General features: G+C 44.1%; 19 protein-coding genes. 2 read left to right on the forward strand and 17 right to left on the reverse strand.

The annotated features are described in order from the left end of the window. The first annotated feature begins 12 nt into the window (after positions 1-12). Positions 13-978, forward strand: coding sequence for an ADP-glyceromanno-heptose 6-epimerase (gene rfaD, locus GWO68_RS01425; RefSeq protein ID WP_162344628.1), 966 nt, complete (start codon positions 13-15; stop codon positions 976-978). Positions 979-1022: 44 nt separating this feature from the next. Beyond that, positions 1023-1481, forward strand: coding sequence for a YciI family protein (locus tag GWO68_RS01430; protein WP_162344629.1), 459 nt, complete (start codon positions 1023-1025; stop codon positions 1479-1481). 165 nt (positions 1482-1646) lie between these two features. Here GWO68_RS01430 and GWO68_RS01435 read toward each other — a convergent pair whose 3' ends face one another. From GWO68_RS01435 to nrfD, 17 genes are all read right to left on the reverse strand, one after another. Continuing rightward, complete coding sequence (locus tag GWO68_RS01435) at positions 1647-5132, reverse strand: hypothetical protein (RefSeq protein ID WP_162344630.1); 3486 nt, start codon at positions 5130-5132, stop codon at positions 1647-1649. Then, positions 5125-8874, reverse strand: a complete 3750-nt coding sequence (locus GWO68_RS01440) for a sensor histidine kinase (RefSeq protein WP_235941897.1) — start codon at positions 8872-8874, stop codon at positions 5125-5127. The genes GWO68_RS01435 and GWO68_RS01440 overlap by 8 nt, the downstream gene beginning before the upstream one ends. A gap of 65 nt (positions 8875-8939) precedes the next feature. Continuing rightward, entirely contained in the window at positions 8940-9326 is a 387-nt protein-coding gene (locus GWO68_RS01445; protein ID WP_235941898.1) for a DUF983 domain-containing protein, read from the reverse strand. Then, entirely contained in the window at positions 9310-9585 is a 276-nt protein-coding gene (locus GWO68_RS01450) for a hypothetical protein (RefSeq protein WP_235941899.1), read from the reverse strand. The genes GWO68_RS01445 and GWO68_RS01450 overlap by 17 nt, the downstream gene beginning before the upstream one ends. A 32-nt stretch (positions 9586-9617) precedes the next feature. Further along, positions 9618-10175, reverse strand: a complete 558-nt coding sequence (locus tag GWO68_RS01455) for a DUF420 domain-containing protein (protein WP_162344631.1) — start codon at positions 10173-10175, stop codon at positions 9618-9620. After that, entirely contained in the window at positions 10153-10821 is a 669-nt protein-coding gene (locus tag GWO68_RS01460) for an SCO family protein (RefSeq protein ID WP_162344632.1), read from the reverse strand. The genes GWO68_RS01455 and GWO68_RS01460 overlap by 23 nt, the downstream gene beginning before the upstream one ends. A 10-nt stretch (positions 10822-10831) precedes the next feature. After that, positions 10832-11173, reverse strand: a complete 342-nt coding sequence (locus GWO68_RS01465) for a cytochrome C oxidase subunit IV family protein (RefSeq protein WP_162344633.1) — start codon at positions 11171-11173, stop codon at positions 10832-10834. A 76-nt stretch (positions 11174-11249) separates the two neighbouring features. Further along, on the reverse strand, positions 11250-11996 hold the full coding sequence (locus tag GWO68_RS01470; RefSeq protein WP_162344634.1) for a cytochrome c oxidase subunit 3: 747 nt from the start codon (positions 11994-11996) through the stop codon (positions 11250-11252). A 20-nt stretch (positions 11997-12016) separates the two neighbouring features. After that, positions 12017-12595, reverse strand: a complete 579-nt coding sequence (locus GWO68_RS01475) for a cytochrome c oxidase subunit 3 (RefSeq protein ID WP_162344635.1) — start codon at positions 12593-12595, stop codon at positions 12017-12019. Between the two features lie 2 nt (positions 12596-12597). Further along, positions 12598-13500, reverse strand: coding sequence for a heme o synthase (gene cyoE, locus GWO68_RS01480; RefSeq protein ID WP_162344636.1), 903 nt, complete (start codon positions 13498-13500; stop codon positions 12598-12600). Positions 13501-13502: 2 nt separating this feature from the next. Beyond that, complete coding sequence (locus tag GWO68_RS01485) at positions 13503-14576, reverse strand: COX15/CtaA family protein (protein ID WP_162344637.1); 1074 nt, start codon at positions 14574-14576, stop codon at positions 13503-13505. 8 nt (positions 14577-14584) lie between these two features. Continuing rightward, positions 14585-16414, reverse strand: a complete 1830-nt coding sequence (locus GWO68_RS01490) for a cytochrome c oxidase subunit I (protein WP_162344638.1) — start codon at positions 16412-16414, stop codon at positions 14585-14587. 30 nt (positions 16415-16444) lie between these two features. Further along, a complete protein-coding gene (locus GWO68_RS01495) occupies positions 16445-17500 on the reverse strand; it encodes a cytochrome c oxidase subunit II (RefSeq protein ID WP_162344639.1) in 1056 nt (351 codons plus the stop codon). A gap of 24 nt (positions 17501-17524) precedes the next feature. Next, positions 17525-18784, reverse strand: coding sequence for a quinol:cytochrome C oxidoreductase (locus GWO68_RS01500; RefSeq protein WP_162344640.1), 1260 nt, complete (start codon positions 18782-18784; stop codon positions 17525-17527). A 26-nt stretch (positions 18785-18810) separates the two neighbouring features. Next, a complete protein-coding gene (locus tag GWO68_RS01505) occupies positions 18811-19464 on the reverse strand; it encodes a c-type cytochrome (RefSeq protein ID WP_162344641.1) in 654 nt (217 codons plus the stop codon). After that, a complete protein-coding gene (locus GWO68_RS01510) occupies positions 19464-19988 on the reverse strand; it encodes a DUF3341 domain-containing protein (RefSeq protein ID WP_162344642.1) in 525 nt (174 codons plus the stop codon). Before GWO68_RS01510 ends, GWO68_RS01505 begins: the two co-directional genes overlap by 1 nt. Beyond that, positions 19981-21414, reverse strand: a complete 1434-nt coding sequence (gene nrfD / locus GWO68_RS01515; protein WP_162344643.1) for an NrfD/PsrC family molybdoenzyme membrane anchor subunit — start codon at positions 21412-21414, stop codon at positions 19981-19983. The genes GWO68_RS01510 and nrfD overlap by 8 nt, the downstream gene beginning before the upstream one ends. Between the last annotated feature and the right edge of the window lie 18 nt (positions 21415-21432).

Consider the following 21432-nt stretch of genomic DNA (forward strand, 5'->3'; position numbering starts at 1 on the left):
AGCCCTAATTCTATGATCGTAGTAACCGGTGCTGCCGGGTTTATTGCCAGTTGCCTGGTAAGCCGACTTAACGCAGCGAACTTTAATGATATCGTGGTGGTGGATAATTTCTCTGTCGCTAAAAAAGAAGATAACCTGAAAGGCAAAAAGATAAAGGAGTTTGTTGACCGCGACACCTTTATTGAATGGCTGGACAAGAACTACGAAGAAGTAGAGTTCATCTTCCACCTGGGGGCCCGCACCGATACCACTGAGTTTAACAAGGATGTGTTCGACCTGCTGAACCTGAACTACTCCAAAGCCATCTGGAACGCCTGCTGCGAGTACCAGATCCCGTTGGTGTATGCATCTTCGGCAGCTACCTATGGTTCGGGTACATTAGGGTATGATGATGACGAAGCCACTATTCCGTTACTGAAACCGCTTAACCCGTACGGTGAGTCTAAGAACGATTTCGATATCTGGGCACTGGAGCAAACGGCAAAGCCTTTCTTCTGGGCCGGCCTAAAATTCTTTAATGTGTATGGCCCGAACGAGTACCACAAAGGCAAAATGGCATCGGTTATTTTCCATGCCTACAACCAGATAAAGGAAAAAGGCAGCATGAAACTGTTTCGCTCTCACCACCCCGATTTTAAGGATGGCGAACAGATGCGCGACTTTGTATATGTAAAAGATGTGGTGGAAGTTTGTATGTTCCTGATGCATCACCGCAAAAATTCCGGCATCTATAACTTAGGCTCCGGCCAGGCCCGCACCTTCCTGGATCTTGCCCTGAATACCTTCGATGCTATGGGCGTAACCCCGAACATCGACTTTATGGATACCCCGGAAAACCTGCGCGACAACTACCAGTACTTCACCGAAGCCAACATGAGCAAACTCCGCTCTATCGGCTACGACAAGCCATTCTATAGTTTGGAAGAAGGCGTGAAAGACTATGTGCAGGGTTATTTGATGGAGGGGAAGTATTATTAGTTGTCTGAATCAATAACTTGACAGCTACTTCAAAAGAAACGCCCATGAAATACCTCTACACCTTAGCCATACTTTGCTGCCTTGGTTTTACAGCCAATGCCCAAACCACCAACTCCAACTATAACAAAGCTTTAGCCGATTCTCTTGGCGCCGACAACTATGGCATGAAGCAGTATGTGCTGGTTATATTGAAGACCGGCTCCAACACCACCACCGACAAAGAAAAACTAAACCAGTACTTCCGTGGTCATATGGAAAATATTGGCCGGTTAGCCAAAGAGGGAAAACTGGTAGTAGCCGGTCCGCTGGGCAAAAACGACAAATCCTACCGCGGCATTTTTATACTTGATGCCAAAACGATAGAAGAAGCCCAGAAACTGGTAGAAACAGACCCGGCCGTTAAGGCTAAAATATTTGATGTCGAACTATACCCGTGGTATGGCTCAGCTGCACTTCCTGTATACCTGGATACGCACAGCAAGATTTCGAAGGAAAATCCTTAGGTCTGAACTTGGATTGATTGTACAGACCTCCGAGCGTTGATAAACCTCGGAGCGTATAGTTTATTACATAGCGAGAGCAATTAATACAAACGCTCGTAGGAGCTGCACACGATACGAGGTATAGAAACACTGAATAAGCACTAGTAAATCTCCTTAATTACTAGTCTAGAAAAGCACCGACACCTGTGTTCTGCCGGTATGCACTGCCCCTACCTTATTCGCCTTGCGGCCATCATAGTTTAGTGAGATATTCAGGCCATTGCTCAGGCGTTGCTGCACGTTCAGGCTCCAGGTTATGTTGTTGCCAGGGCGAAGGGCGTTCAGTATTTCGTACCCTACAAAAGAATTTTCTTCGCCTGTAAAGCCGATCTTTACATACCGGAAATTGGCTGTTACTGCGCGTTTGCTTACCTGACTTAGTTTGGTTTCAATGCCCAGTTCATGGAAGTTTGCCTGTTGTTCTTCTTCAGTTGTGTTTAGCTCATTTTCACGGTGCGAAAACTGGTAGATGCCGGTAAAACGCAATCGGGTATTTGGCTGGTAGGCTAGTTCCGGAGATAATTCTGCCGACAGTATCCGGAAGTTCTTCGACTCCAGAAAATTAGATTGATTCTCCCGCACATTCGTACCTATAGTTAGTTTCGAACTCAGCACTTCGTTTAGATTTACACGCCCAATTATGCTATGGCTGCCTACATTGCGGGTTTCGGTGCCATTGGCTAAAAGCGATTTCTGCTGATTTTGCTGAAAAGTGTACTCCAGGCCATACTGCGGGTTACTGCGGTTAAAGTATACCGAGTTGCGTAGCGTACGCGCCATCGAGATCAGGAACTCGTCTTCTATATCCTGGCTGAACGGGTTAAAGCGGTTTTGTAAATTATCGTCGGTAGTTTTCTTATCAATGCTAATGAACGTGAGCATCGCAAACCGCGACACAAAGCCTTTTATACTTGTTGCATCGCGCCAGTTTCGTGGAGCACTCGTGTTCAGGCGATAGGTAAACTGGTTCGTGTAGGCATTTATGTATTCGTCGGTGGGCAGAAATATTTTGATGTAGCGCTGCTGGTCTACGGTCTGAGCCTCCAGGTAATCGTTCAGGTCGTTGGGGTTGCCGCCTTCGCGCAGGTAGTGTGTTCCCTGGCCCGGTAATGTCTCCCTGAAAATAAAGATACGCTTCAACTCACGGCCGGTACCTACAGCATACGTCAGCTCAGACCTGAAACTGCCATCCAGGAACGTAGCGTTCCAGTCGGCGCGGTTCTGTATAGTTTCTTCCAGCTTGCCGTTCGCCAGCTTTAACTTCCGGTAAGTTGCCTGCAAGGCCAGGTCGCTTTCTTCGCCAATAGGTGTACTGAGCATTGCATTATAGGTCTGTGCTACTTCCGGGGTACCAAACTCGCCTGTAGTGGTAGGGCGCTGGTCGGTGCGGTGACTATAGTCTACCCTGAAGCGGGTTCGGGCTGTATCGTTGCTCTCGATATAAAACAAATGCTCGTCAAAATACTGGGCAGAGCCTATCAGCGAATCGGTAGCTATACTTCTGATCTTGTTCTTATCGAAACGGTACAAATAGCCCGGTGAAAAACCTTTAAATCTGTACTTTGCCCCCACATCGCCGCGGTACCAATCCGAGTTGCTGGTGTTCTGCTCGCTGTTCAGTAAAAAGAAATTATTCCGTAATTCTATTCTTCCGATCTCTTTAACTAGGTCAAGGTAATGCTGTACTCCGTCTAACTGGTTTTCGCGGTAACGCCTGCTGATGCGGTAATTATAGAGATTCTTTACATCCTTTACAGCCCCTACCGAAAAGTTAAAAATATGATCTTCAGCTTTCTGATCGGGAGTTTGCAAACTCCAGTCACGGTCAAACTCTATCGGGCGATAACGGTCTATTGGTGAGAAATTCTCGTCCGTAAACTCATAGTTCAGGGTGCTGTTCAGTTTATAGTTGCCCAGTATAGGTAGTGCTTTGTCTGTTACCTGGTAACCTACCCGCAGCGCTTTACCGTTATCATCGGCAGCATCTAACTTCGAAAAGCGGTTCAGATCATTTTGTGAGGCTGCCCCCTCCACGAAAACATTCACACCTTTCTGCAGTTCATAGCCGGCTCCCATGGTTATCAGTTGCTTTTTGCGGGGAGTGGGCACTACACGCACTGGCAGGTAATTCCCTTGTCGCACGCCATTTACCGGGGCCGCCCACCGGTAAACCCGGCCGTTAACCGCTGTATTGGCCACCACATAGTTTCCCCTGCCCTGCCCTACTTCCGAAAAACGCACATTAAAATAAGCCGAGTCGGGGTCGGTAGAATATACATAGATTTCTGCAGGGAAACCATTCACTATAGTATCGCGGCGGGCATATAATACCTGGGTTGGGTCAAACGCTACACTGTCCACGCCCGGTATTACAGCCTGATCCAGGTTATCGCCTATGCCTGCCAGCAGTTTTTTGTCTTCGTCGCGCAGGTCCAGGTTCAACAGGTTATTGGGGTTATCCTGTTCGCTGTAATAATTGCCGTAAATGCTTAGTTTATTCAGTTGCTGGTAATGGCTGGCATGGTAAATAGCGCGGCTATAGTTCTGGTCCGAGTATTCAAAGTCCACTTTTATGCGAGAGTTACGGGTAATCACATGCTTTGTCGTGAACGTGATCTCGGCCTGGTTATAGTCTATCACATATTCGAAATCATAACCACGCTGCAGCAACCGTCCATCCAGAAAAACCCTTTCCGAATTAGCCAACACTATAATAAAACGCTCGTTGTTCGGACCTCTTAAACGGTAAGGCCCCAGCACGCCTTCCTGTGCCTCCAGCTGCTGCGATGCAAACTTGCCTTTAGAGGCCGATGCCGCCACAGTAGTTATACCCTGCTTTTCAGGGTATTTGCCAGTTACAGTTTCAAAAGCAGCGCCTTGTACATTTTTATAGAACTGCAAAAAATAGGATGGCCTGTTGCGCAGCACCACATCGCCCGCGGTCAGTTGCCATAGTTTATGTTTCAGGGTAATGTATACTTTGTCAAATTCCTGTAACTGCTGCGTGTTGCCTTCCGGCTGAAACGGAATATTCTGGTCGGTAATGGCGGCGGTTATACTTATCTCATCTGTCAGTTTGCCATCTAATTGTAAGTTTAATGCAGAGTTAACGAATACATTTTGAGTGTTGCCAAACGAAATACCCCGGCTTATACTTCCGGTCTTGTTCAGGCCCGGTGTTTTAAATATCTCTTCGCGCTGGGTAATGTCTTCCTGGTAAAAACCTTTGTTAAACGAGCTCATGTCCAGCTTATTTATATCGCGCCGAAAAGCAGGTTTGGTTAGGTTAAGCGGCAGCACGCGGTAACAGATTAGCACTGAATCTGGCACGGCCTGCATCGTACCCAGTGTATCTATGGCTACCGAATCGGGTGTTGGAATGCGAGTAAACGTAAACTCGTTGCGGCTATAGTTGTAATCGAAACTGTACTGGTCTTTTTTAGGTCCAGAAAATTCTATAGTGGAGGGAAGAACCGTCATCGAATCGAGTACAATAGGCTCAGTGGTAACGCGTAACCACTGGCATCGTCGGTTGCTCAGGGGCGTTTGCGCCAGCAAAGGCAGGCTGAGTAAGAAAAGTAGTACACCAAGTATAAACGGTTGGCTACGCATGGTGCACCAGCGGTAACGTTATTTTAAAGGTTGTGCCTTTGCCGTTCTCGGTCTCAAACCAAATTTTGCCGCCTGCATTTTCTATTCCGCGTTTTGCGACTGCCAAGCCTATACCCGAGCCTGTATACTTGGTACTGAAGTTAGGTACAAATACTTTCTGCTGAATCTCAACAGGTATGCCGCTGCCGTTGTCTTTAATATCGATATGTACCAACTCCGAATTGCGGTGCAGGTTAACTTTTATCTGCGGTTTACGGGTTGCGGGCACAGCCTGTATTGCATTCAATAGCAGGTTATTAAACGTACGTACTAACAAACTTTCATCAGCCATCACCATTACTTCCTCGGCAGGTATATCAGCAGTTATAATAGCGGTAGCTGGGTCGTTGTGCAGGTCAGCGGCTTTGCGTAAGGCTGCAGCCACATCCACCAACTCGGCCTTAGGCTCCGGCATAGATGTAAAACTGGAGAACGAGGTAGCTATATCGCTCAGAATATTAATCTGCGTAATCAGCGTTTGTGATATTTTACTGATGAGCTGTTCTGTATTTGGCCTGTTTTCCGAGATCGCTTTCTGCAGGTATTGCAGCGAAAGCTTCATCGGGGTAAGCGGATTTTTAATCTCGTGCGCTACCTGACGAGCCATTTCGCGCCAGGCCGCTTCCTTTTCCTGTATGGCCAGGTCCTGTTTATTTTGTTCCAGCGTCAGCAACATGCGATTATACTCATTCACCAGCATTCCAATCTCATCGGCTCCTTCATAAGCCAGCATTTCGTTTTTACCGGTTAGCGAAGTACGTTTCAGTTTATCAGCCAGCAAGCGTAAAGGCACCGTAAGCGCACGCGAGGCAAAGAAGGTTAGCAGCATAAACACGATAAACATTACCGTAAAAATGTTCATCGTGGTAGTTATCAATTCTATCAGTTTCAGGTCCAGCTGCTTTTCTGAATCGAAGAACGGAATACCGACAAACCCGGACAGCGAAGCCGGATCGTTGTTGACACGCAAAGGCAGGTATACCGCATTAAAGGTCAGGTTACCGGCTTTCTCCTCCAACAGCACGCGCAAGGCCTGCCGCTCCGAAATAGCCGCAAAAGCATGTGGGTTCACGAGTTTAGACAACAAACCGGCCTCAAAAATTAACGGCTGGCTGGTCGTTATCAGGCGACCGTCGCGGTTATATAGGTTAATATCGGTTTCAGAAATAGACGCGATCTCGGAGATACGTTTCTGCAGTTCGTTTTTATTTGCAAACACGCTGGTACCCAGCAAAGCGCTCAGGTTTTCCTGTATCACCTTGCCCCGCTGTTCATACGTGTTCATCAGGTCTTTTTTGTAAGAGGCCGTTACAAGACTGGCGATAGCTATACTTACCAGCAGCAAGGGCAGCAGGATACCGAAATTGAGGAACACCTGGATCTTGGTACTGAAGTTAGGCTTGAACTCCAGGATATAACTGCGCCGCCATAACATGATCAGCAGCCCAAACACAACAAACCCCGCCATATAGATCAGGAACATGAACGAGAAGTTTGAAAGCACTTCACGAGCACTATACTTCTGGTTGGTTACGACAAGCACTTTGTCTTTGCCGGCAACTACGCCAAAATGGTGATAATCGCCCTGGTTGTGGCCATCGCGGTAAAATTCTGAGTGGCCTATGTGTGCAGGATCCAGGTTGGTGGCATAATCGTATTCGCCTTCACTATAGCTGAGTTTGCGGTTCTCGTAGATGGCGTAGCTCAGCAGGTCCATCCGGAATGGCTGGTCGAGTTCCTGCTCGCTCAGCAGGTCCATCCGGAATGGCTGGTCGAGTTCCTGCTCGCTCAGCAGTTCTGGCACTAAACTATGGGGCAATAACTTCTGCAGGTTCAGCTGCAATACTATAGTTCCCTTCTGCCCGTAAGCTAGCGGTACATCAATTATTTTTAAGTACAAACGGGAGTTATACCTGGCCGGGTTCTGCACTAAAAACAAGTTTTTCCGTTCGGTTCTGTTCTCCGGAGTATCGTATTTTCTTAACAGTTCTTGCAGGGTAGCTGCTGTGGTATCGGCACTCTCCAACGAATTTCCCTGGCTATCGAACAGCAACACACTGGTTTCATACTTATCAAAGTAATCGCGGAGGTACTGCTTGGCAATTTTCCGTTTTATGAAGGAGGCATCTACGTAAGGTCCCATCATTTTCATCCGGATAAGCGCATCGGCAGCAATCTTATCCGCTACCTCATCCAGGAAGAACTCACCCACTACATCGTTGCCCTGAATTATAGTAGAAGCGAAAGATTGTTTGTATAGTTTAACTTCTATCTGGTAATGCCTGAACAACGCAAATGCACCGGTCAGGGCACTCATCATAATAATTAGCAGGATGAACAGGTAGGTTCGGTATGCGGTTGTAAACACATTGCGGTGCTGTGCCGAAAGGATAATGATGGCCCAGAAAAAAGTACCGATCAATACAACTCCCCAGTATTGCAACTGCGATAACATGGCTACCAGAAAAAGGCCAGCCGCCAGTAACAAAAGTACCCTGTAAGCCCAGTATTTATTTTCCTTCTGCAGCAGAACGATAGTTACTGTCGTTAGCATGTAGGCAAAACCGCACAGTGCAATTGTATGCACCAGCATAATGCTGTACAGGATTACCTTATACTTGGTAAACTCCAGCGACTGGTTAATGTCCAGTATAAGCGGGGAGTTATGGTAAATACCGTAATAAAACAGGAACAACACGATAAGCAACAGGTAAAATGCCAGCATGCACCCTGTTACAATAAGACGGTTATACTTTACAGGCCTGGCTTTTAGCTGGGCAATCCAGTTATACTTATAAAACAGGTAAATACCAGCCAGCGAAACCACCAGCAGCAAAATCATATTCAGGCCCAAATCGCCTAACGAAGGCGACCAGCGCGAAGCAGCGTACAGGCGAGGATCAAATAACTCGGCATCGGTGATAGTAAAGGGCAGGTTAAATGCCAGCAGCAGCACACGCAGCACGACCAGCATTACCAGTAACGTTATAACACCTCTGCCATACCGCCCACGTTTTACCTGTTGCCTGCAGTAAACTATAGCCGCTACCACATAAAATAAAATACCTGCCAACAAAACTATAAGCTGCACCAACTGGATGCTGCCATCCACATTGTTCTTATCAAGGTCTATAGAAAAAAGGTATTGGCCCTGTGGCGATTTTATTTGTGGCAATGGCAGGCGCGCATCCGAAACTATACCGGTTATCGGTTCCTTAAATATCTCCGATGACAAGGTTTTGTTCAGGTGGGCATTCTTTATCCGGTAATCAATCTCCAGGGGGATGTAAATAAACACATGATACCCGTTGGTATGATGGGGCACTACTATAAACGAACCATAATCGCTGCTTACAAAGCCGGTTTGCTTAAGATCGGGTTCCGTATCCAGGTCAGTGATGGCCGCATGCCCCGACCACAGCACAACCCGGTTATTCTTATAAACTAAGGTAGGGTATTCGCACTTGTCCAGGATGGAGGAAAATGATACTTTGCCTTGCTGCAGATTTTTATCTATAGTTAAAGCTTGTGCTTTGGCTTTTGCAATGCATTGGTTAGTACGCTTTTGTATGGATACCTGCTCCTGCACTTTACCTGAGAAGATGGGCGGAACCGAAATAAAGTTAAAATGAATGGCAGCCGTAACTATAAAACATAGCAACGACAGTAATAGAAGTATAAAAGGGGTTATCTTCCGGTTCAAGTTTCAGCAGTTTATCCACGAATTTAATTAAAACGCAGGATAAGCCCTATTGATTCAGTAGAGATTTATACTTTGCTATACGATGGGTCGTAATTGATACCGGAAAAAAAGTGCAGCATCAGAATACGGGAGAGCCTGAAAAGTATAGGGGCCGCTAAAATCACAATCCCTGCCACGGTGGCAATGTAAACCGAAGTGGGCGGGTCACCGGCCAGGTTATAGAGCAAAACACCAACTATAAAAACTATAGCCACCGAAAATCCATAGCTGATATACATAGCGCCGTAAAATAACCCGACCTCCACTTCGTAATGCAATCCACAAACCGGACAGTCATCATACATGCTGTCAAACTTGCGTAGATTATAAGCAGGATGTGTAAAAACCTTCCCCTGCCTGCATCGCGGGCACCGGTTTTTAAGTATAGCTTCAGCCTTAGATGGTGTTGCCATTCTTGTTTTTCTTGTTGCTTCTATACCATAAGAAACCTACTGTAGCTACCATAATGTAAGGTATAGTTAACAGGTAAAGTATACCTGTATTTAACCCCTTACCAACTTCAGATTCCGGTTCTTTGCTGCCTGTTCCTACATTAGACTCTACAGTGGCACGGCACATGGCACATTGGCTATAGCTATAGTTTGCAGTGGAAAGTATAAGCCCGACTACAAGCATTACAACAGAAAAAGCTTTTATCATCAACGTTTTCATAAAATCAAAAACAGTTAATTAAATTACGTAACTCAATTATAATAAGGCGAAATCAGCAGATAAACCAACACGCCTGTTATCGCAACATACAACCAGATCGGAAAGGTCCAGCGGGAAATGCGGCGATGCCTTACCAACTGGTTTGTAATGCCAAAGTATACCGACAATAGCACCAGCGGAACTATAACTACAGCCAGTACAATATGCGTTAGCAGCACAAAGTAATAGATATACTTCAACACGCCATCGCCACCATATATGGTCCGCTCGCCCAGGAAATGATAGGTTACATACGATACCAGGAAAATGGCCGATAAGCCGAATGCCGTGAGCATAGCAGCTCGGTGCACCTTTACATTTTTCTTTTTGATATTGATGTACCCAACTATGAGCGCAATAGCGGTTAGTGAGTTCAGTATAGCATGTAACGGGGGCTGAAAAGAAACATCAACCGAGGCATTAGCAGTAGATTTATCTAAAAAGAAAAGTGCTGCTACTGCCAAAGGTATAACCACCGAAAGTATAGCAATCAGGAATAAGATACGCTTATCACGTGTAGTAGCTGCGTTATTTACTTTTACTGTATTCATCCAGCAGTACATTAATTTCTAAAACCATCCGATCTGTTTCGGCAATTTTGGTGCCTTCATAAATCCCTCTCACCTTCTGCTCTTTATCTACCAGTATAAATTTATCTGTATGGATAAAACCATCCGGTCCTCCGGTTTTCTGTAACGGAATCTCAAAGCCTTGTTGTGCCAGGCTATAGATCTCGTTCCGGTTACCAGTCAGGAAATGCCATCTGGTAGTGTCGGCATCAAATTTTGCGGCATAAGCCCATAGTACACTTGCAGAATCTAGGTCAGGTTTGGTCGTGATAGAAACAAACTGAACTATAGGATTGTTCTGGTAAGCTTCCTGGGTACGTACCAACTGCGAACTCATCTTCCGGCACATATCTTCGCAGTCCGAAGAGAAGAAATTAACAATGTAGATCTTGCCCTCCAGGTCTTGCTGCGAAAAGGATTTGTTACTCTGATCAGTGAAATGAAATGCGGGTACAGTTTTAAACAGGGTATCCCCGGCCTCAGTGTAAAGTACCGCACCTTTATCGTCTGTCTGCGGAAAGTAGCCTCTTAATTTAAAATGATGCTCCCCGAAAATATAGATAAATATAAAAACGAAAATAGGCACTAATAATAGGAGACCTAATATTAGTGCCTTTAACTTACTCATGCAGTAGTGCTTATTTAAAGTAATTCGTAACCGACTCGAAGTAGTAGCTTCCTTCAGCAATCAGGGCTACCATTAGCCAGGCTACCAGGGCCATCGGCAGAATAATAGACCAAACCAGTGCTTTGGTTTCATGCTTTAAGTGCATGAATTCGCCTACAATGTAAAACGCCTTAAATATGGTAAGGATGATAAAAATAGCGTTACGAAGCGTGCTCGCTTCCATTGTAAAGGCAAAAATGAATTCTACTGCTGTTAATCCAACCAGGATCAGGAAAGTTCTCCAGATCGCTTTTGTTTGCGGTTTAGGTATTTCCCCGGTTGTAGTATAATCGTGCTCGTGATGCGTTGCCATATTTTATAACGTTTAAACCTGCTTTCTACTTGTTTAAAAGTATCGTTCAGGTCGTAGTTTATACTTTATTGTTCGATTAGATCAGGTAGAAGAATGTAAATACAAATACCCATACAAGATCTACAAAGTGCCAGTAAAGGCCAACCTTCTCCACCATTTCGTAATGACCGCGCTTGTGGTATACGCCATTTACGGTGTTAATGAAGATCATGATCAGTAATACTACACCTGATAATACGTGCGTACCGTGGAAACCTGTGATAAAGAAGAACAGGTCAGCAAACAATGGCGGGCCGTACTGGTTCATGGTTAGGTTAGCACCAAAAATACGGGTACCATCCGCAAGAAGCATTCCTTCTTCAGTACCAGTAATAAAGTGTGTCCACTCCCATGCCTGGCAACCAAGGAAAGTTGCACCAAACAAAATTGTCCATAGTAACCACTTCTGCACATCGTTCTTATCCATACGGTTACCAGCTTCTACGGCAAGTACCATAGTTACGGAGCTAAGAATCAGGATCATGGTCATTAATGCCACGAAGGCAAGCGGAAGATCCATACCATGTAAGCCTGGGAAAGCATTATAAACTTTTTCAGGTATTGGCCACCATTCTGTAGAGAATGTAAAGTCATCCGCTTTACCAGTATAAGGCATGTGCTTATGACGAGCCAAACCATAAACGATTAGAAATGCGCCAAACGTAAAGGCATCAGATAGCAGGAAAAACCACATCATGAGCTTTCCATAGCTCGCCTTCATTGGTTCATTACCACCATCCCATGTACCTGTGTTAGGTGCTTCCAGCGTTGTTGTAGTAGACATAGTTTATGTATAAAACGTGTTTAGTGATTTACCTGTAAAAAGAAATACAAATATAGCCAAAGTGCTCCTAAAAAGTGCCAGTATGTAGTGCATAACTGTATACGTAGCATATTTTTAGAATGTACTTTAAATTTTAAACTGGATATCAGTACGATAAGTAAAAATATTAACCCTGTTACTAGGTGAAAACCATGTACGCCGGTTAATACATATAAAAAGGAACCTGCAGGGTTGCTTTCAGAACCACCGAAATACACATTATTTGCTACCAGGTCGCCCCACGCATTTAACTGGCCGTATAAAAAAGCAATACCTAAAACCATAGTTAGCCCAACCATTAGCTTAACCATGTTCAGGTTATTCTTTTTGGCAGCAACATATGCCCATTGCATGGCCACACTGCTTAAAACTATAATAACGGTATTCACCAGGAACATTCCTGGCAGGTCAAACTCAAGCCAGTTACCCTCTTCCCTACGAACTATGTACGCACTGGTAAAAGCTCCAAACATCATCAGGATACTGATAATGATAAGCCATAATGAAAATTTTAAAGGATGAACGTTGCTTGTCGTTCCACCATCTATATTGGTAACCATAACTATAGGTTTACTTTATCTAAAACAAATGCGATCTGTACGATCGGTAAATATAAAAACGACCCAAACATGATATTCATGGCTGCTTTTTTAGAGCAGGTACGCATGAGGTAAAATGTTTGTGCCAGGAACAATACGCCACACACTACAGCTATTAGTGCTGAAGTTGTACCTGTCATTCCAAACTGCAATGGCAATAAACTCAATGGTATCAGCACCAGTGTATAGATCATGATCTGGAAGGCAGTCTTAAGGTTTTTACCGCCAGCCATTGGCAGCATTTTAAAACCCGCTTTCTTATAATCATCATCCAATACCCAGGCTATGGCCCAGAAATGCGGAAACTGCCAGATAAACTGTATTCCAAATAATATCCAGGCTTCTACACTCAGTACGCCTGTTGCTGCAACCCACCCGATCAGTGGAGGCATGGCACCAGGTATAGCTCCAACAAATACACAAATAGGGCTGATACGTTTTAATGGCGTATAAACAAACCCGTAAAGTATTAGTGAAAGCAATGAAAGCGCCGCAGTGAGCATATTAAAGGTATAGCCAAGTATAAACAAACCCGCCAATCCTGTAACAATACAAACGCCTACAGCTTCTGCTACACTTACCGTGCCGGTGGGCAGGGGGCGTTTGGCAGTTCGCTTCATCAGCTTGTCGTATTCTTTTTCAATAATCTGGTTGATAATATTGGCTGACCCTGTTACCAGCAATCCACCTATCAACACAAGTGCTATCTCCCAGTAAGATGCTACTGGCCTGCCAAGTATAAAACCGATAGCGCTGGAAAAGGCAACCGTAAAGCTTAGCCTAAACTTTAGTAGTTTAAAATATGCTGAGGCTTTAAGTCCCATACCTATAGTTGGCAGTAGCGCTTTCTTCTCTTCTATCAACATCACTAAACTAAAGCTACTGACTTTTTAACTGCCTTTTTAGAGGCGTAATAATAAATACTTAAAATCAAGAACTGCACCCCAAACAGCAATGCTGCAAATGTCAGGTGTAGTGGCTGCAACACCGGCGGCATTGCAAAGTAGGTCAGAATAATTCCGAAAACAATTTCCAGCAGCACAATTGCCAGCATTACATTGGTCCAGAATTTTATTCTCTTATCTTTTAATTTATAAAGAAGATAAGCCAGGTAAAGGTGCAACGCCAGCACAACTATAGAAAACGACCGGTGAATGTAAAAGTCAATTCCCAGGTTGTCTATCCATTCTGCGCGTCTGGCATTACCCAGCGTAAACGCTATAATATCTATCTCTTCTCTAATTTGTGTACCAAGTAGTATCTGCCCGAATGTAATCAGCAATACTACCCAGGCCACCAGATTCAGCCTGTTGCTGAAAGGTAATGTATTTTTATTATCCTGCTCTCCTACCCTTACTACTGCATACTGAAGTAACGCTACCAACACCAGCGCTAGCGCCATGTGTATGGTTATAGTTACCGGAAGCAGGTTTGTAGATACAACTATAGATCCTAACCAGCCTTCGATGCCAACTAGTATAAAACTGATCAGGGATAAGTAAAATACTGATGGGTCTGATTTCAGGAAAGGAACCGAATAAAGCAGTGTCAGAAATATCAGGATCCCGATGGCAACACCAACCAGCCTGTTCAGGTATTCGATCCAGGTTTTGGTTACGTTAAACTCTGTTTCAATATACTGACTTGGATGGCTGAAAATGTAAGCAGCTACTTTTTCAAAACCTGCTTTGTCCAGGTAACCAGCCAGCTTCTGATTTTTCTCTATCCTTTTCTGTTTGTAAACTTCCAGGTAATCTTCTGGTAATTGGTTAACGTTAGTTGGAGGAACCCAACTTCCGAAACACTTTGGCCAGTCTGGGCAACCCATTCCTGAACCAGTACTTCTTACGATTCCTCCAACTAAGATTAGAAAGTATACAGCTATAACTGTAAGTATTCCTATTCTTCTAAATTTAAACTCCTTAGAAGATTTGTTAACCATGAATGATATTACTCTAGTACTCTCTCCTGAGGCAGGTTTGAAGACTGCGTCTCAGAGAAAGGAATGTGCTGCGGTATATAATCTTCAGCTGCACCTGGCTTGCTATAGTCGTAAGGCCATCTGTAAACAGTTGGGATCTCACCTGGCCAGTTACCGTGACCCGGGTTGATTGGCGTAGTCCACTCAAGCGTGTTTGAATGCCATGGGTTAAGAGGTGATCTTCTGCCCTTGAACATGCTGTAAATGAAGTTGAACAGGAATACAAACTGAGCAAAGAAACCTAAAATAGCAGCTATACTGATAAACGTGTTCAGGTCAGTGAAGATGTTGAATGTCTCAAAACCTGTCCAGTTGTAGTATCTTCTTGGGAAACCAGCAATACCTACATAGTGCATCGGAAGGAATACCAGATAAACCGCTAAGAATGTTAACCAAAAGTGTACATAACCCAGTTTCTCATCCATCATACGGCCGAACATCTTAGGATACCAGTGGTAAACACCACAGAACATACCAAAGAAGGCCGCAGCACCCATTACAAGGTGGAAGTGAGCAACTACGAAATATGTATCGTGTAACTGAATATCCAGAGCAGAGTTACCAAGTATAATACCTGTTAAACCACCAGAGATAAAGATCGATACGAAACCGATGGCAAATAACATTGGCGTTGTAAAGCGTATGTTACCTCTCCAAAGGGTAGCAAGCCAGTTAAATACCTTTACCGCAGATGGTACCGCAATGATCAAAGTAAGGAACATGAAGACAGAGCCCAGGAATGGATTCATACCTGTCACGAACATGTGGTGCGCCCAAACGATGATTGATAGTACCGAAATACCCATCAAAGAACCGATCATTGCACGATAACCGAAAATCGGCTTACGGGCATTGGTAGCAATAACTTCTGATGCAATACCAAAAGCTGGCATGATCACGATGTATACTTCCGGGTGACCCAGGAACCAGAATAAGTGCTGGAACAGGATCGGGCTACCACCTGTGTTTGATAAAGCCTCTCCGGCAATGTAGATATCAGATAAATAGAAACTTGTACCGAAGCTACGGTCAAATATCAACAATAAGGCAGCTGATAAAAGTACCGGGAATGATAACAGACCAACTATAGCAGTTAAGAAAAACGCCCATATTGTTAATGGAAGTTTAGTCATCGACATGCCTTTTGTTCTCAGGTTGATGATGGTAGTGATATAGTTAATACCACCCAATAGTGTTGATACTACGAACAAAGCCATACTGATCAACCAAAGTGTCATACCCAAAGCAGAACCAGAAATAGCCTGTGGTAATGCACTTAGCGGAGGATATACTGTCCAGCCACCACCTGCAGGGCCTGTTTCGATGAACAGGGAAGCGAACATGATAACACTTGACAGGAAGAAGATCCAGTAAGATAGCATGTTCATGAAACCAGATGCCATATCGCGGGCACCGATCTGCAATGGAATAAGGAAGTTACTGAATGTACCGCTCAAACCCGCTGTCAATACAAAGAATACCATGATGGTACCGTGCATTGTAACAAGGGCCAGGTAAAATTCAGGATCCAGTTTACCGTTCTGTACCCAACCACCTAAGATCGGCTCCAGGAAAGAAAAGGTAGCTTCAGGCCAGCCTAACTGCAAACGGAACAATACCGACAGGAAACCACCGATAAAAGCCCATGCAATACCAGTGAAAAGATATTGCTTGGCAATTACTTTATGGTCCTGGCTGAAAATATACTTTTCAATAAAATTTTGGTCGTGATCATGATCATGCTCGTCGTGGCCATGATGCATATCAGTCTGGTGAATAGCGATATCTGTACTAGACATTTTCTAAGTATTTAAATGCTATAATTCTGTTTACTGTACCTTAGCTGAAGCTTCCATTTTAGCTGCAGTTTTTTCTTCTGCAGTTTTCTGGAATTTTGCTACTACATCCGGATTCTGTGAAGCAAATGCTTTCTGCTCACCCAACCAAGCTTCGAAATCTTCCGGTTCGTCAACTACAACCACGTAACGCATCGCAAAGTGACCACGTCCGCAAATTTCCGTACAAGCCATTTCATATTTAAATTCTGCGTTACCGGTCTCGCTCTGCATATCTGCAGTAGTTTTGGTTGGTACAAACCAGAATTTTGTCGGCATTCCTGGTACAGCATCCATCTTCTGACGGAAGTGAGGAAGGAATACACTGTGGATCACATCTCTGGAACGGATCTTGAATAATACCGGTTTACCTTTTGGTATGTGTATCTCCAGCGGGTTAACAATATCGTCCTGTGCATTCGGATCAGAGAAGTCAATACCAAATTCATTGGTAGCGTCAATCAGGGTAGTTTTTGTAACACCAAGTTTACCATCCGGACCAGGGTATCTCACCATCCAGTTAAATTGCTTACCCATAACTTCCACTACTACCGCATCAGCCGGCGCTGCACTTGTAATATTTGTCCAGGTCTTCCAGCCGGCAAATACAAGTATAGCCATAACTATAGCTGGGATCATAGTCCAGATAACTTCTACTTTGTTGTTGTGCGGATAGTAGTAAGCACGCTTGTCATCTTTATGCTGGTATTTATATGAATACCAGAAAAGAAGAACCTGGGTGATCACGAACACGATACCAATGATGACCATTGTTGTCCAGAACAGGTCATCGGTCCAAACACCGTGCACAGAAGCTACCGGCTGGTTCATTTCGTCCCATGAGGCAGAAAAAGACCAGGCAAAGGCAATACCGCCTATTATAAGGAACAGTAATAATAATATACTGTTTACTTTATTACTTGTTTTAGTTGTTCCTGCTGCTCTCTGAGAAGACCCTCTGAAGATAGATGCCAGCGTTCCAATCCTGAAAAGAAGGAAAAGAACTACTAAAAGCAGAATTATGGATAAACCAATAGCGATCGTAATCATTATATTGTGTTTTTAGTAATTTCTCTAAACGTGATGGTGTATACTTTCTTCTATGAAAGGGTGGTTAACAGGTACCAAAGATGCTTTTGTTAAGCCTTTTGTAAATGTTACCAGGAATACGCCCAAGAAGATCAGTGTTGTACCAATTTCAATGAATCCTATTCCGGCATCACCACGCATTGTTCCAGGCATCATCATCAGGTAAAAATCGAACCAGTGACCAATCAGAATTGCTATAGTTACAATTTTCAACATGATCATTTGACGCTTCGCATCTCTTGTCATCAAAACAAGGAAAGGGAATGCAAAGTTTATGATTAGGTTAAAGAAGAAGATCCACTTGTAATGAGGGTCTAAACGATCCAGGAAGTAGATTGATTCTTCCGGAATGTTGGCATACCAGATCAGCATGAACTGAGAGAACCAGATGTATGTCCAGAAGATAGAGAATGCAAATACAAACTTACCAAGGTCGTGCAGGTGGTTTGCATTAACTAATTTCAGGTAACCGTTCTGCTTCAGTATAACTACTGTTAACGTGATAGCTGACAAACCTGCTACAAACCAGCTGGCGAATACGTACCAGCCAAACATAGTTGAGAACCAGTGTGTATCAATTGACAATACCCAGTCCCAGGCCGACATTGAAGATGACACACCAAATACTACCAGGAACATAGCCGAAATAGTAATGCTCTTGTTATAGTATGTCAAACCTCCATGCAGATCTTCGTTGATTGAGTTTCTTCTTAACCAGTTAAAGAATAAGATCCATAGTGCAAAGAACACAACCATTCTAATTAGGAAGAACCAGAAGTTCAGGTAACCTGATTTACCGGCAATGATTGGGTCATAGCGCGGGTCATTTACATCGTACAGGTACTCGTGCGTCCAATGGAAAATATCATGTCCACCAAACAGGAATACAACGATCATAACTATAGCACCGATCGGAAGGAAATAACCTAATGCTTCAGGTATACGCTTGATCAATACTGACCAGCCAGCGTAAGCAACATATTGTATCGCTACAAAGAATACCCCGATCAGGGCAATACCTGAAAAGTAAACGTTATTTAACCATAGGTTCAGAAACAAACGCTTTGTCCAGGATGCGGCTTCGTGACCTGCTGCTGCAGCTTCACCATGTCCGCCACCATGTTCCGCTCCACCACCTGCAGCCATCATAATGATACCTGCAATAAGCAGTATAACACCGATCGCTATCGTTAAGAAAAACTTGTTAGTTGTTTTTCGTGGTATAATGAGTCTTTCTTCTGTCATTATTTTCAAAAATTAATGCTTCAGTCTTAGTTATTAGGTGTTGGCGTTTCAGTAGGTGCTGCAGTTGAATCACCGGCTGTTTCAGTACCAGCTGCCTCAACAGTTGTACCTGTTTCACCTTTCTGTAGCTGCTGTACATACATTACAATTTTCCAGCGCTCAGTCGGATCAACCTGTGAGGCATGCGGCATCATTCTACCACGACCATTTGTGATTACGTGGAAAATATGGCCACCCGGAAGTTCAGCCACTCTACCAGCCGTATATGACGGTACACCTTTAAATTTCTGACCAACCAGGCCTTGTCCGTCTCCTTGTTCGCCGTGGCACGGAGAGCAAAAACGGGTGTAAAGAATTTTACCTTCGGCCAGGTTTTTCTCCGTTCTTTCTAACGGGTTAAGTAATTCAACACCTGCTGCTTCTGCTGTATTCTCAGAAAGATACAGGTTATAGCCCTCTTTGCCGCGGGCAACAGTACCTGGAGCCGGCTGACGCATGTTCATACCGCCCGGGTTGAATTTATTTTCTTTAACCTGTGAATAAGGATCCAATGCAACAGAATGATACATATCTGGTGCGTATTCCAAACCTGGATCCTGCTCATTGCTGCAAGCTACTAGTATTGCAGAAGAGAAAAGTACCGCAGAGGCTTTTAAGCCGATATTCATGAAATTTTTCATTACTTGATTACCTCCTTCTCGTTAACTTCGATTGCGCCGTTTGAGCGAAGCAGGTTATTTAGAGCTGACATATCAGTTACACCTTCTTTCACTTCAATGGCCATTACAAATTTATCATCTGTAGAGCGCTTATCGAATACATTAACTTTAAATGATGGCTTCAGGCGTGACACAATAAAGAAAGTGATCACCATACCGAAAGCTGCACAAAGTACAGTTAACTCAAATGTTACTGGTATAAATGCAGGTATAGCAATGTGTGGCTTACCACCAATAATCATTGGCCAGTCAAAACCCAGCATCCAGATTTGCATCCATAATGCGAACGATGTACCGAACAGACCACAAAAGAAAGCCACGATCGGAAGTCTTGAACGCTTGATACCTAATACATCATCGATTCCGTGTACAGGGTATGGCGAAAATACGTCATATATTTTTGTACCGGCAGCCCGTACGTTTTCGATGGCATCTAAAAGCACATCTTCATCATCGTAGATACCTAAAACAAATTTCTTATTCATTGCTATGATGTGTATTAGTGTTAGACTCAGGTGCAGTACCATGCATTGATTTTGCATGTGAAGTATGGTGTTTCACACCTGAAGAAGACTTCAGGATCGCCTTTACCTCTGCCATGTTCACTACAGGGAAGAATTTACAGAACAACAGGAACAGTGTGAAGAATAAACCTATAGTTCCTACATATATTCCGATATCGATGATAGTTGGAGAGAACATTGCCCATGATGATGGCAGATAATCTCTGTGTAGCGACGTAACGATAATTACGAAACGCTCGAACCACATACCGATGTTTACGAAAATAGAGATAATGAATGTAGCTGTTAAGCTTCTTCTGATCTTTCTGAACCAGAATAACTGAGGCGTGATTACGTTACAAGTCATCATTGACCAGTAAGCCCACCAGTAAGGACCAAAGGCACGGTTGATAAAAGCATACTGCTCATATTCCACACCTGAATACCAGGCGATAAAAAACTCAGTTGTATAAGCGATACCAACTATAGAACCTGTCAGGATGATTACCTTATTCATCGACTCCACGTGTTCCAGTGTGATGTAATGCTCTAAGAAGAACACTTTTCTGGTGATGATCATCAGAGTTAACACCATCGCGAAACCTGAGAAGATCGCACCTGCCACGAAATATGGAGGGAAGATAGTAGTGTGCCAGCCTGGTATAACTGACGTTGCAAAGTCCATGGATACGATGGTGTGTACAGAAAGTACAAGTGGCGTAGCAAGACCAGCAAGGATCAGGGATACTGTTTCGTAACGTGACCACGCTTTAGCCGAACCAGTCCAACCCATTGAAAGTGCTGAATAAGCTCTTCTTGCAATCGGACCAGTTGCTCTGTCACGGATGGTAGCAAAGTCAGGAATAAGACCTATGTACCAGAATACTAATGATACCGAGAAGTACGTTGAGATCGCGAATACGTCCCAAAGTAGCGGAGAGTTGAAGTTTACCCAAAGCGAACCGAATGTATTCGGTAAAGGTAATACCCAGTAAGCTAACCACGGACGGCCCATGTGCAATACCGGGAACATCGCGGCACAGATTACGGCGAAAATTGTCATCGCCTCTGCTGCACGGTTAATAGAAGTTCTCCACTTCTGGCGGAACAGTAAAAGGATAGCTGAGATAAGCGTACCGGCGTGACCAATACCTACCCACCACACGAAGTTGGTGATATCCCATGCCCAACCCACTGTTTTGTTCAAGCCCCATTCACCGATACCATACCATAGGGTACGGTAAACAGAGTATAAAAATATGGCGAGGCCTACCAGGGCTACAGCAAGAGCAGCCGCCCAACGTACGTTAGGCTTTGCTTCTACTTGTCTGCAGACATCTTGAGTGATGTCGTGGTATGTTTTCCCCCCTGTTACTAGAGGCTCTCTTATCGGAGATACATGCTGCATAACTCTCTCGAATTTTAT

It is taken from the genome of Pontibacter fetidus (assembly GCF_010119545.1).
Lineage (GTDB): Bacteria > Bacteroidota > Bacteroidia > Cytophagales > Hymenobacteraceae > Pontibacter > Pontibacter fetidus.

Bases quoted from the DNA above. Each gene is read 5' to 3' on its own strand.
- rfaD (WP_162344628.1), top strand. From the start codon at position 13: ATGATCGTAGTAACCGGTGCTGCCGGGTTTATTGCCAGTTGCCTGGTA.
- GWO68_RS01430 (WP_162344629.1), top strand. From the start codon at position 1,023: ATGAAATACCTCTACACCTTAGCCATACTTTGCTGCCTTGGTTTTACA.
- GWO68_RS01435 (WP_162344630.1), bottom strand. From the start codon at position 5,132: ATGCGTAGCCAACCGTTTATACTTGGTGTACTACTTTTCTTACTCAGC.
- GWO68_RS01445 (WP_235941898.1), bottom strand. From the start codon at position 9,326: ATGGCAACACCATCTAAGGCTGAAGCTATACTTAAAAACCGGTGCCCG.
- GWO68_RS01450 (WP_235941899.1), bottom strand. From the start codon at position 9,585: ATGAAAACGTTGATGATAAAAGCTTTTTCTGTTGTAATGCTTGTAGTC.
- GWO68_RS01455 (WP_162344631.1), bottom strand. From the start codon at position 10,175: ATGAATACAGTAAAAGTAAATAACGCAGCTACTACACGTGATAAGCGT.
- GWO68_RS01460 (WP_162344632.1), bottom strand. From the start codon at position 10,821: ATGAGTAAGTTAAAGGCACTAATATTAGGTCTCCTATTATTAGTGCCT.
- GWO68_RS01465 (WP_162344633.1), bottom strand. From the start codon at position 11,173: ATGGCAACGCATCACGAGCACGATTATACTACAACCGGGGAAATACCT.
- GWO68_RS01470 (WP_162344634.1), bottom strand. From the start codon at position 11,996: ATGTCTACTACAACAACGCTGGAAGCACCTAACACAGGTACATGGGAT.
- GWO68_RS01475 (WP_162344635.1), bottom strand. From the start codon at position 12,595: ATGGTTACCAATATAGATGGTGGAACGACAAGCAACGTTCATCCTTTA.
- cyoE (WP_162344636.1), bottom strand. From the start codon at position 13,500: ATGTTGATAGAAGAGAAGAAAGCGCTACTGCCAACTATAGGTATGGGA.
- GWO68_RS01485 (WP_162344637.1), bottom strand. From the start codon at position 14,576: ATGGTTAACAAATCTTCTAAGGAGTTTAAATTTAGAAGAATAGGAATA.
- GWO68_RS01490 (WP_162344638.1), bottom strand. From the start codon at position 16,414: ATGTCTAGTACAGATATCGCTATTCACCAGACTGATATGCATCATGGC.
- GWO68_RS01495 (WP_162344639.1), bottom strand. From the start codon at position 17,500: ATGATTACGATCGCTATTGGTTTATCCATAATTCTGCTTTTAGTAGTT.
- GWO68_RS01500 (WP_162344640.1), bottom strand. From the start codon at position 18,784: ATGACAGAAGAAAGACTCATTATACCACGAAAAACAACTAACAAGTTT.
- GWO68_RS01505 (WP_162344641.1), bottom strand. From the start codon at position 19,464: ATGAAAAATTTCATGAATATCGGCTTAAAAGCCTCTGCGGTACTTTTC.
- GWO68_RS01510 (WP_162344642.1), bottom strand. From the start codon at position 19,988: ATGAATAAGAAATTTGTTTTAGGTATCTACGATGATGAAGATGTGCTT.
- nrfD (WP_162344643.1), bottom strand. From the start codon at position 21,414: ATGCAGCATGTATCTCCGATAAGAGAGCCTCTAGTAACAGGGGGGAAA.